The 10,665-nt window shown below is 72.3% G+C and carries 10 protein-coding genes; 9 read left to right on the top strand and 1 reads right to left on the bottom strand.

All coding sequences use genetic code 11. The features are described from left to right. Window positions 1–89: 89 nt before the first annotated feature. The 3 genes from GA0070623_RS07305 to GA0070623_RS07295 all read left to right on the top strand — a co-directional run bounded on the left by GA0070623_RS07305 (window position 90) and on the right by GA0070623_RS07295 (window position 2,182). The gene (locus tag GA0070623_RS07305) at window positions 90–317 is read left to right on the top strand and encodes a DUF5988 family protein (protein WP_067302289.1); all 228 of its coding nucleotides are present in this window, start codon (window positions 90–92) and stop codon (window positions 315–317) included. Window positions 318–495: 178 nt separating this feature from the next. Then, window positions 496–1,797: a cation:proton antiporter gene (locus tag GA0070623_RS07300; protein ID WP_067302293.1), complete on the top strand. Its 1,302-nt coding sequence runs from the start codon at window positions 496–498 to the stop codon at window positions 1,795–1,797. A gap of 7 nt (window positions 1,798–1,804) precedes the next feature. After that, window positions 1,805–2,182, top strand: a complete 378-nt coding sequence (locus tag GA0070623_RS07295; RefSeq protein ID WP_067302296.1) for a hypothetical protein — start codon at window positions 1,805–1,807, stop codon at window positions 2,180–2,182. 6 nt (window positions 2,183–2,188) lie between these two features. Here the strand turns inward: GA0070623_RS07295 and GA0070623_RS07290 are convergent, their stop codons facing one another. Continuing rightward, window positions 2,189–3,400 carry an ROK family transcriptional regulator gene (locus GA0070623_RS07290; protein ID WP_067302299.1) on the bottom strand — a complete coding sequence of 404 codons (1,212 nt, stop codon included), beginning with the start codon at window positions 3,398–3,400 and terminating at the stop codon, window positions 2,189–2,191. A 307-nt stretch (window positions 3,401–3,707) separates the two neighbouring features. Between GA0070623_RS07290 and GA0070623_RS07285 the strand changes: the two genes are divergently transcribed. Genes GA0070623_RS07285 through GA0070623_RS07260 form a run of 6 tightly spaced genes read left to right on the top strand, consistent with a single transcriptional unit; the run spans window position 3,708 to window position 10,577 of the window. Next, entirely contained in the window at window positions 3,708–5,384 is a 1,677-nt protein-coding gene (locus GA0070623_RS07285) for an ABC transporter substrate-binding protein (protein WP_067302302.1), read from the top strand. A 34-nt stretch (window positions 5,385–5,418) separates the two neighbouring features. After that, window positions 5,419–6,408 carry an ABC transporter permease gene (locus GA0070623_RS07280; protein ID WP_067302305.1) on the top strand — a complete coding sequence of 330 codons (990 nt, stop codon included), beginning with the start codon at window positions 5,419–5,421 and terminating at the stop codon, window positions 6,406–6,408. Between the two features lie 14 nt (window positions 6,409–6,422). Beyond that, a complete protein-coding gene (locus GA0070623_RS07275) occupies window positions 6,423–7,475 on the top strand; it encodes an ABC transporter permease (RefSeq protein ID WP_067302308.1) in 1,053 nt (350 codons plus the stop codon). Continuing rightward, window positions 7,472–8,386: an ABC transporter ATP-binding protein gene (locus GA0070623_RS07270; RefSeq protein WP_067302311.1), complete on the top strand. Its 915-nt coding sequence runs from the start codon at window positions 7,472–7,474 to the stop codon at window positions 8,384–8,386. The genes GA0070623_RS07275 and GA0070623_RS07270 overlap by 4 nt, the downstream gene beginning before the upstream one ends. Beyond that, window positions 8,383–9,261: an ABC transporter ATP-binding protein gene (locus tag GA0070623_RS07265; RefSeq protein WP_067302314.1), complete on the top strand. Its 879-nt coding sequence runs from the start codon at window positions 8,383–8,385 to the stop codon at window positions 9,259–9,261. The genes GA0070623_RS07270 and GA0070623_RS07265 overlap by 4 nt, the downstream gene beginning before the upstream one ends. Continuing rightward, window positions 9,258–10,577 carry an AGE family epimerase/isomerase gene (locus GA0070623_RS07260; protein WP_067302449.1) on the top strand — a complete coding sequence of 440 codons (1,320 nt, stop codon included), beginning with the start codon at window positions 9,258–9,260 and terminating at the stop codon, window positions 10,575–10,577. Before GA0070623_RS07265 ends, GA0070623_RS07260 begins: the two co-directional genes overlap by 4 nt. Window positions 10,578–10,665: the final 88 nt, after the last annotated feature.

The raw sequence follows: 10,665 nt of genomic DNA, 5'->3' as shown, positions 1-10,665 counted from the left end.
TAAGGGTTTGCCCGAGGACCGGGCGAGCCTACGGTCGAAAAGGTAGACATCGCCCCGCCTCCGACCATTTTCCTGCGTGGAGGTCAGTCATGGACAGTCCTGCCGCCAGCACGACGGGCACCGTCGACATCGTTCTCGAGGGTGGCCCAGCATCGTTGCCCGTCGAGGTCCGCCGTCAGCGGGTCGCCAGCCTCACCGACACCGTCAAGATCTGCCATTACGGCGGCTACGAGCACTTCGGGAGGGTCGACGGGGAACCGTCGGTGGACGGTCCGGTCCTGTTCCGGTGGATCAGGCGTACCCGCGTCGCGGAGTAGCGACGGACCTTCGGAGCCGGTCCACGGAATCCCCGGTTCGCGTCCTCCGGCCGGGCACGTGGGGCGGCCCGTCACCGCAGCACGACGAACCGAGGAGGAACGATGCTCCGACGCATGATCCGGGTCTGCAGCGTGGCCATCGGTCCTGCCGTCCCTCAGCCGAAGGGCTGAGGCGTCGATGGAGTCCCCGGCGAACCACGCCGAGCTGTTGACCGCGACGGTGCTGCTCGACATCGCGTTGGTGCTGGCGGTCGGCACCCTGGTCGGGCGATGGGTGGGGCGGCTACGTCAGCCGGCGGTGATCGGGGAGGTCCTCGCGGGTGTCGCGCTCGGGCCGAGCCTGCTCGGGCTGCTGCCCGGCAATCCGACGGCGTGGCTCTTCCCGGCCGAGGCGCGGCCGTTCCTGTCCACTGTCGCCCAGGTCGGCCTGGCGCTGTTCATGTTCCTGATCGGTTGGGAGTTCGACCCGGCCCGGCTGCGGAGCCACCGGGGCACCGCGGCGGCCGTGTCGATCGGCTCGATCGTGGTGTCGTTCGGCCTGGGGGTGGCGCTGGCGACGCTGCTGTACCACCGCCACGACGCGGTCGGCGTCGACCGGGTCGGCTTCACGGAGTTCGCGCTCTTCCTCGGCGTCGCCATGTCGATCACCGCCTTCCCGGTCCTGGCGCGCATCCTGGCCGAGCGGGGCCTCACCGGCACGCGGGTGGGCAGCATCGCCCTGGTCAGTGCGGCGATCGACGACGTGCTGGCCTGGTGCCTGCTGGCGGTGGTGACCGCGATCGTCACCGCGAGCGGACCGCTGGACCTGGTCCGCATGCTGCTGCTGTTGGGCGTCTTCCTGACGGTGCTGCGGGTCGTCGTACGCCCGCTCCTGGTCGTCATGACCCGACGCTGGGCCACGACGTACCTGCTGGTCACCGTGGTGGCGACGGTGTTCCTGGCGTCCTACGCGACCACCTGGATCGGGTTGCACGCCATCTTCGGCGCGTTCTGTGTCGGCCTGGTGATGCCCCGCCAACCGGCGGCGGAGCTGCGGGAGCAGGTGTGCCGGCCGTTGGAGCACGTGAGCATGGTGCTGCTCCCGGTGTTCTTCATCGTCACCGGCCTCGGTGTCGACATCGGCGGACTGACCGCGGCGAACCTCCTGGAGCTGGCCGCGATCGTCCTGGTCGCCTGTGTGGGGAAGCTGACCGGCGCGATCGTGCCGGCCGTGTCGCTCGGCATGTCCTGGCGCGACGCCGGGATCCTGGGCATCCTCGTCAACACGCGGGGTCTGACCGAGCTGGTGGTGCTGAGCGTCGGCCTGCAGCTCGGCGTGCTCGACGGGCAGATGTTCACGATGCTGGTGCTCATGGCCCTGGTCACCACCGCGCTGGCCGGTCCGTTGATCCGATCGGGCCGGACCCCGGCCACCCGGCCCGGCGAACCGGACACCGCCGACGCCGCGATGACCGACGCGCGCACCGGGGGTACCGCATAATCAGCTCATGACCTCTACCGGCTCGTCACGGCTGTCGTTGTGGTCCACCGACTCGCTGTTGTCGATCGGATCGCGGGGTTCGGTGCTGTCCATCGGCAGCGTCGGTTCGATCGCCTCGGTCGGCAGCGTCGGCTCCGCCGGGTCGATCCTGTCCATCGGCTCCGCGCTGTCGGTCGGATCGACACTGTCGTGGCGGTCCGCCTGGTCGTTGCTGGCGGACCGCTCCTCCGGCGTGGCGATGGGCTCCCGCGAGCGGTCCCGGCCGCTGGTCGGCCCGTCCGCGGCGGTGGCCGCCGTGGCGCTGACCGCCGGTGTCGGCTATCTCCTGGCGCGCCGGCGTCGACCGGGCGAGGGGCGCGGGCGTCGACCGGGCGAGGCGCGCTGACGGCGGTCAGGCGGGCGTCCCGGTGACGTGCTCCACGGTGACGGTGCGCAGGACGTGGAGGGCGCCACCGACGGCGGCGGCGGTGTCCACGTTGGCGGACAACAGGACCCGGGGTCGGCTGAGTGCCCGGCTGAGCGCGTGCCTGGTCAGCTCCGTCTCGATGAACCGCTGGTAGAGCGGGCCGGCGTCGACCAGGGCGGGTCCGGCCAGCACGACGGTGTCGAGGTCGAAAAGATTGACCATGGTCACCGCGGCGCGGCCGATCCAGTGGGCGGACCGTTGGAGGATCGCCGTGGCGTCCGGGTCGCCGGCCTGCCACGCGCGCACCACGCGCCCGAAGTCGGCGAGGGTGTCCTCCTCGTGGGCCGTGACGCCGAGGCGCCCGGCGAGGTCGGGGCGGGCGAGCACCTGCGCGACGACCGTACGCGGACCCGCCTCCGCCTCGGCGCAGCCGTGGTTGCCGCAGACGCAGGCGGCGCTGGCGCCCATCAGCCCCACGTGCCCTATCTCGACGGCGTTCGAGGCGCGACCACGGTAGGCGTTGCCGTCCGCCACGACGCTGCCGCCCAGGCCGGAGCCGAGGTAGATGAGCCCGAACGTGTCGGTCGGCACGGTGCCGGACCACTGCTCGCCGGTGGCCGCCGCCGTCGCGTCGTTCTCCAGCAGGACGGGTAGGCCGAGTCTGCTGGACAGGCTCGACGTCAGGGGGTACTGGAGCCAGTCGGGCGTGGGATGGGCCATGAGGAGCATGCCGCGTTCCCGGTCCTGGGGGCCGTGGGTGACCAGGCCGACACCGAGCACCCGCTCGCGCGGCACACCCGTGCGGTGCACCAGGTCGTCGACGTGGCCGGCGAGGGTGGCGACGGCCGCGTCCGGTCCGCTGGTCCCGGTGCCCCGGAAGCCGGCGGTCGCGATCCGCCGGCCGGCGAAGTCGATCACGACGATCGTCGTCGTGGTGCGGTCGAACTGGACCCCGACGGCGTACCAGGCGTCCGCCTCCAGCTCCAGCAGCCGCCGGGGCTGGCCCCGGCTCTGCTGCTCACGACCCACCTCGCGGACGAGGCCCCCGTCGATCAGGCGGCGGACCACGTGGGTGATCCTGGCCTGTGTGCGGCCGGAGAGCTCGGCGAGTTCGACCCGGCTGAGCGTGCCGCGGGTGCGCAGGAGATCGAGCATCCGCCCGGCCGTGGTGACGCGGCCGTCGCCGTCGTGGAGCATGCCGCGAGCCCTCCTAGATCGGTCCGGGAGCCGGGCGGAGCGCTCCCGCTCATATGTCTAGCCGATGGACCAGATCATGCAAGGGTCGGCGACGGTGCCGTCGCCCGGCTCGGCGGGGCTGACGAACGGGGGTCGGCGCGGTGCGGTCGGACCGGGTGGCGGCGGTCCGGCGACCCACCCAAAGAAATTTATCGAGATCAATTGAGTGGACGCATTGACTGAGTAAATTTAGTCGCTTAAGAATACATCGCTGGCCCTTCCTGGGCCATGGCGGGCGAGCATCGCCCCCGCTCGTGAAAGGACCACGATGTCTCTTCTCACCGGCATGTCGCGCCGCGCCGCGGCACTCGCCGGCGCAGCCGCGCTCGGCCTCGTGCTGACCGGCTGCTCCGGCGGGACCTCGTCCGCCGGCTCGGCGGCCACGCTCGTGGCCTACACGGGTCAGTCGGGCGACTACCAGGTCAACTTCAACCCGTTCTCGCCGTCGCGCATCGGCGGCCTCGGCACCACCTACGAGACCCTGTTCTTCGTCAACAAGGCCAAGGTGTCCGACCTCGTGCCGCTGCTCGGCACGCAGCAGTCCTGGAACGCCGACGGCACCGTCCTGTCGGTGACCCTGCGCGACGGGGTGACCTGGAGCGACGGCCAGCCCTTCACCGCGAAGGACGTCGTGTTCACCTTCGGCCTGCTGAAGAAGAACGCGGCGATCAACAACATCGGCTTCGACGGCACCGCCGCCGCGACGGACGACACCCACGTCACCTTCACCTTCACGGCGCCGGCCTTCGTCAAGGGCCCCGACCTGCTCGGTGCCGTGCCGATCGTCCCCGAGCACCTGTGGCGGACCGTCAGCCCCACCCAGGACGTGGTCGAGAAGCCCGTCGGCACCGGCGCCTACCTGGTCGGCGAGTTCAAGCCGCAGGCCTTCACCTATACGGCGAACCCGAAATACTGGGGCGGCGAACCGAAGGTCAAGAAGATCCGCTTCGTCGCGCTGTCCGGCAACCAGGCCGGCGCCGACGGCATCGCGGCCGGCACCGTCGACTGGTTCACCGGGCCGATCCCCGACCTCAAGAACACCAGGAAGAACTTCCCCCGGTACGACGCCTACACCCAGTGGCAGAACCAGATGGTGCTCGCCACCTGCTCCAGCGTGCAGATGGGGTGCACGGGGCCGCAGACCGACCCCGCCGTCCGGCACGCCCTCTACTCCGCCCTCAACCGGACCCAGCTCAACAAGCTGGCGTTCCAGGACACCGCCAGCGCGATCTCCCCGGCCTTCACGCTCACCCCCGGCCAGGACGGCTTCGCCGCCGCGGGCCTCACGGAGAAGGTGGCCCCGATGACCGCCGAGCCGCAGCAGAGCGCGCAGCTCCTGGAGCGGGCCGGCTGGGCCAAGGGCTCCGACGGCATCTACGCCAAGGGCGGCCAGCGGCTGTCCCTGACCGTCGAGGTGGTCACCGGGTGGACCGACTACATCACCGCGATCGACACGATGGCCTCGCAGGCCAAGGCCGCCGGGATCGAGCTGCAGGCGGCCCAGTCCTCCTGGAACGAGTGGACGGAGAAGAAGGGGTCCGGGAGGTTCCAGCTGGTCATCGACTCGCTGGGGCAGGGCCCCGCGCCGGACCCGTTCTACCTCTACACCTACTTCTTCGACTCCGGCACCGGCGCCAGGGTGGGCAAGTCGGCCGGCAACAACTACTCCCGCTACGCCAACCCGGAGGTCGACGCGGCGCTCGACGACCTGGCCGCGCTCCCGCTCGACGACCGGGCGGCCCGGCAGCCGTACTTCGACACCGTCCAACGGGCGATCGTGCGGGACATGCCGTACGTCCCGGTCCTGACCGCCGGCACGACGAGCGTGTGGAACACCGGGAAGTTCAGCGGCTGGCCCTCCGACCAGGACCTGTACGCCTTCCCGGCGGTGTGGTCGGCGCTCGACGCCGCGGAGGTCTTCAAGCGGCTCAAGCCCCAGAGCTGACCACCCCAGCCGCCCCCGAGGAAAGAGCGCCGTCGTGAGTTACCTCCTTCGCAAGCTGGGCTTCTACGCGGTGGCCCTCTGGGCCGCCCTGACCCTCAACTTCGCCATCCCGCGCCTGCTGCCCGGCGACCCCGTCGACATCCTGCTGGCCAAGCTCCAGCAGCGGGGCGGCACGGTCAGCCCGGAGACGCGCGAGGCGTACACGCTCCTCCTCGGGGGCGACGACGACCGACCACTGTGGAACCAGTATCTGGACTACCTGGGGAACCTCGCCCGTGGGGACCTCGGGGTGTCGGTGAGCTACTACCCGGCCCGGGTCTCCGACGTGATCCTGGCGTCGCTGCCCTGGACCGTGGTGCTGGTCGGGGTCGCCACCCTCATCGCCGCGCTGCTCGGGGTGCTGCTCGGCGCGATCGTGGGGTGGCGACCCGGCACCTGGCTCGACTCGCTGGTCCCGGCCACCACGCTGCTCGCCGCCATCCCGTACTTCTGGCTCGCCCTGCTCCTGAGCTACCTGCTGGCCCGGGTGCTCGGCTGGTTGCCGCTGCAGGGCGGCTACGACGTCGCGCTCACCCCCGGCTGGAACACGGAGTTCCTCCTCTCGGCGGTCCGGTACGCCACCCTGCCCGCCCTGACCATCGTGCTGGCCTCGATCGGCGGGTGGCTGCTCGGCATGCGCAACATGATGGTCTCCACCCTGTCCGAGGACTACGTGCTGACGGCGGAGGCCAAGGGCCTGTCGCCGGGGACGATCCGCCGCTCCTACGCGGCGCGCAACGCCGTCCTCCCCTCGGTGGCCGGGTTCGCCATCTCCCTCGGCTTCGTGGTCTCCGGCTCGGTCATCACGGAGCAGGTCTTCTCCTATCCCGGGATCGGCGGGCGACTGCTCGGCGCCGTCACGAACAACGACTACGCGCTCATGCAGGGGGTCTTCCTCTTCATCACGCTCGCCGTGCTCGGCGCGAACCTGATCGTCGACCTGCTCTACGGCCTGATCGACCCGCGCACCCGGGTCCGGCACTGACGGGGGACACCACGATGACGAACCTCACCCCGGCCAGCACCCCGACGGTGGCCGACGCCGCCGACGCGCGCACGACGGCCACCGGCCCGACCGGCCGCCCCGCCCGCGCGGGCTGGCGCATGCTGCTGCCCTCGATGACGCCCTGGCTGGCCGTCGGCCTCGTGCTGGTCGTCGGGATCACCCTCTTCGGGCTCCTCGCCGTCCACGTCGTGGGCGACCCGAAACAGATCCGGGACCAGGGGCTCACGCCGCCGTCCGCGCAGTTCCTGCTCGGTACCACCCAGACCGGGCAGGACGTGCTCGCGCAACTCGCGTACGCCACCCGTGGCTCGTTGCAGATCGGCGTCCTCGTCGGCGTCCTCGCCACCGCCCTGTCGGCGTTCTTCGGCATCTACGGCGCCTACCGGGGCGGGCTCGTCGACGAGGCGTTCTCCCTGCTGTCGAACGTCTTCCTGGTGATCCCCGGCCTGCCGCTGGTCATCGTGATCTCGGGCTTCGTGCCGCGCGAGAGCCGCGGCGTGTGGACCATCGTCGTGGTGCTCGCCCTGACGAGCTGGGCCGCGTCGGCACGGGTGCTGCGGGCGCAGACGCTGTCGGTGCGCAACCGCGACTACGTGGCCGCGTCGAAGGTCGCCGGCGAGCGGCCCTGGCGGGTCATCGTGGTGGAGATCCTGCCGAACCTCCTGCCGGTCATCGCGTCCCAGTTCGTGTTCGCGGTCATCGCCGCGATCCTCGGCGAGGCCGGTCTGGCCTTCATCGGCCTCGGCGCCTCGAACTCGGCCACCCTGGGCACGATGCTGTTCTACGCCCAGAACGGCTACGCGCTGTCGCTCGGCGCGTGGTGGTGGTTCGTGCCGCCGGGCCTGGTCATCGCGCTCTTCGGCACGGGCCTGTCGCTGGTGAACTTCTCGATCGACGAGATCATCAACCCCCGGCTGCGCAACCAGCGCCGGTACCGCAGACGGGCGCGGCAGGACGCCCGCAGCCGGCGGCGAACGCCCCGCCCCGGGACCGACGCCCCGGGCGCCGGCTCCGCCCGCCCGACGCCGGAGGTGCCCGCGCGATGACCACCACGCTCCAGCCCGACCGCGCCGCCGGGTCGCGGGCCGCCGTCCTCACGGTCGAGGACCTCACCGTCGTCTACGAGGCGGACCCCCCGGTCACGGCCGTCCGCAACGCGGGCCTGACGCTGCACCGGGGGGAGATCCTCGGGCTGGCCGGCGAGTCCGGGTGCGGCAAGACCACCCTGGCGTACGCGATCAACCGGCTGCACCGACCGCCGGCCCGCATCGCGTCCGGCCGGGTGACGTTCCACGACCGGGCCGGCGGGGACCTCGACGTGCTCGCGCTGACCGACGTCGAGCTGCGCGCGTTCCGGTGGGAGAAGCTCTCCATGGTGTTCCAGGGGGCGATGAACGCCCTCAACCCGGTCACGACCGTGCGGGCGCAGCTGCGGGACACCCTGCTGGCCCACCGCCCCGGTCTGTCCCGGGCGCGGGTGCGCGAGCGGTCCGAGGAGGTGCTGCGACGGGTCGGGGTGGACCCCCGGCGACTGGGCTCCTTCGCGCACGAACTCTCCGGGGGGATGCGCCAACGGGTCATGATCGCGATGGCGATGCTGCTCGAACCGCAGGTCATGATCATGGACGAGCCCACCACGGCCCTGGACGTCGTCGTCCAACGCGAGATCCTGGGCGAGATCGTGCGGCTCCGCGACGAACTGGACTTCGCCGTCGTCTTCATCACCCACGACCTGCCGCTGCTACTGGAGATCAGCGACCGGATCGCCGTCATGCTGGCGGGCGAGATCGTCGAACTCGGCGCGGCCGACCAGCTCCATCGCCACGCGCGGCATCCGTACACCCGTCGGCTCCTCGGCTCGTTCCCGAGCCTGTCCGGGGCGCGCGGCGCGTTCATCCGGTCCGGGGTCGACGAGACCACCGCGCCGGCCGACGGCACCACCGGGGAGCGGGCATGACCCTCGTCCACGTGACCGACCTCGTCAAGGACTACCGCATCCGCACCGGCCTGCGCCGCACCCGGCTGCGCGCCGTCGACCACGTCAGCTTCGACCTGGTCCCCGGCCGCACCGTCGCCCTGGTCGGAGAGTCGGGTTCGGGGAAGTCCACCATCGCCCGGATTCTCACCCGGATGGAGAGACCCACCTCGGGCCGGGTCGAGGTACGCCTCGACGACGGCACCCCCGTGCACGGGTCGCTGTACCGGCGGCACGTGCAGATGGTCTTCCAGGACCCGTTCGCTTCCCTCAACCCCTTCCACTCCGTCGCGCACCACATCTCCCGCCCGCTGCGTATCCACCGGCGCACCCGGACCGCCGCCGAGACCCGCCAGCGGGTGCTGGAGATGCTCGAACGGGTCAACCTCACCCCGGCCGAGAGCGTCGCGTCGCGTCGCCCGCACGAGCTCTCCGGCGGCCAGCGGCAGCGGGTCGCGATCGCCCGCGCGCTGGCGCCGGGGGCGCAGGTGCTCATCGCCGACGAACCGGTGTCCATGCTGGACGTCTCGATCCGTCTCGGGGTGCTCAACCTGATGGGCCGCCTGCAACGCGAGGACCGGCTCGCCGTCCTGTACATCACCCACGACCTGGCCACCGCCCGGCACTTCTCGGACGAGATCCTCGTGCTCCACCGGGGCCGCGTCGTGGAGCGCGGGCCGTCCGACGCGGTGATCCTCGACCCGCACCACGACTACACCAGGCTGCTGGCGAGTTCGGCACCCGATCCCGACCGCCCGGGACGGGTCACGGCGGCGGCGCGGGTCGACCGCGACGCGATCGACGACAGCGTCTGCTACGACCACCGCACCCGCCGGTGGGAGCGGGCCGGGGCGTGACCGCCGACCCGCCCCGGCCCGCGCCCCGGCTCGGCCTGCCCGCCCACCACGCGTGGCTGGATGCCGAGTGCCGCCGGCTGCTCGCCTTCGGCGCCCGATCCGCGCTGCCCGACGGCGGCGCCGCCTACCTGGACACCGCCGGTGTGCCGGATCCCGGGCACGGGGTGCTCACCTGGATCACCGCCCGCACCACCCACGCGTACTCGCTCGGTGTGCTGCTCGGCGTGCCCGGCAGCGCCCCCGTCGCCGACGCCGCGCTGGCGGCGCTGACCGGCCGGCTGCGCGACACCGCACACGGTGGGTGGTTCCACGCGCTCGGACCGGACGGCACGCCCGACCGCGCCGCCGGCAAGTCCTGTTACGACCACGCCTTCGTGCTGCTCGCGGCGTCGTCCGCGGCGCTCGCCGGCCGACCGGGCGGCACCGGCCTGCTCACCGACGCCGCCGAGGTCCACCTCACCCGGTTCTGGGACGACGCGGCGGGCCGACCGCTGGACACCTGGGACGCCGACTTCACCCGGCCCGACGACTACCGCGGCCTCAACGCCACGATGCACTCGGTCGAGGCGATGCTGGCCGTCGCCGACGCCGTCGAGGTGCTCGACGACCCGGCCGGGACCGCCGTCGGCGGGGGAGCGGCCGCCTGGCGGGACCGGGCCGCGCGGGCGGCCCGGTTCGTCGTCGACCTGGCCGCCGCCCACGACGGTCGGCTGCCGGAGCACTTCGGGCCGGACTGGACGCCCGACCTCGACTTCCACCGCAGCCGACCGGACGACCCCTTCCGGCCCTACGGCGCCACCCCCGGGCACGGTCTGGAATGGTCCCGGCTGCTGGTGACCGTCGAGGCCGCGATGGGCGCCGACGCCACCCTGGCCGAGGCGGCGGTGCGGCTGTTCGACCGGGCCGTCGCCGACGGCTGGGACGCCGACGGTGCGGCGGGCTTCGTCTACACCACCGACTGGGACGGCACGCCGGTGGTGCGCCAGCGGATGCACTGGGTGGTGGCCGAGGCGATCGCCGCCGCCGCCGCGCTGCACCGGCGCACCGGCGAGCGGCGGTACGCCGACAGCTACGCCGCCTGGTGGGACTACGCCGAACGCCATCTGCTCGACCGTACGGGCGGCTCGTGGTGGCACGAGCTCGATCCGCAGAACGTGCCCGCGACGACCGTGTGGCCCGGCAAACCCGACATCTACCACGCGCTCCAGGCCACCCTGCTGCCCCGGCTGCCGCTCGCGCCCACCCTCGCCCGCGCGCTGCGGTCGGGGCTGCTCGACCCACCGCCGGCCGCCGACAGCCGACCGGAGTCCGGCTGACCGGCACCGTGACCGGTCGGCGAGGGCCGCCGTCGTGACGGTGGCCGGTCGGGGAGAGGTGCCTGCGGTGGCCGGTGGGGAGGGGCGT

Origin of the sequence: Micromonospora rifamycinica, assembly GCF_900090265.1 — a bacterium.
Lineage (GTDB): Bacteria > Actinomycetota > Actinomycetes > Mycobacteriales > Micromonosporaceae > Micromonospora > Micromonospora rifamycinica.
Note: the sequence above shows the minus strand (reverse complement) of the source record. Positions and strands in the feature narration are given on the sequence as shown.

Bases quoted from the DNA above. Each gene is read 5' to 3' on its own strand.
- GA0070623_RS07285 (WP_067302302.1), top strand. From the start codon at position 3,708: ATGTCTCTTCTCACCGGCATGTCGCGCCGCGCCGCGGCACTCGCCGGC.
- GA0070623_RS07275 (WP_067302308.1), top strand. From the start codon at position 6,423: ATGACGAACCTCACCCCGGCCAGCACCCCGACGGTGGCCGACGCCGCC.
- GA0070623_RS07295 (WP_067302296.1), top strand. From the start codon at position 1,805: ATGACCTCTACCGGCTCGTCACGGCTGTCGTTGTGGTCCACCGACTCG.
- GA0070623_RS07300 (WP_067302293.1), top strand. From the start codon at position 496: ATGGAGTCCCCGGCGAACCACGCCGAGCTGTTGACCGCGACGGTGCTG.
- GA0070623_RS07290 (WP_067302299.1), bottom strand. From the start codon at position 3,400: ATGCTCCACGACGGCGACGGCCGCGTCACCACGGCCGGGCGGATGCTC.
- GA0070623_RS07270 (WP_067302311.1), top strand. From the start codon at position 7,472: ATGACCACCACGCTCCAGCCCGACCGCGCCGCCGGGTCGCGGGCCGCC.
- GA0070623_RS07305 (WP_067302289.1), top strand. From the start codon at position 90: ATGGACAGTCCTGCCGCCAGCACGACGGGCACCGTCGACATCGTTCTC.
- GA0070623_RS07265 (WP_067302314.1), top strand. From the start codon at position 8,383: ATGACCCTCGTCCACGTGACCGACCTCGTCAAGGACTACCGCATCCGC.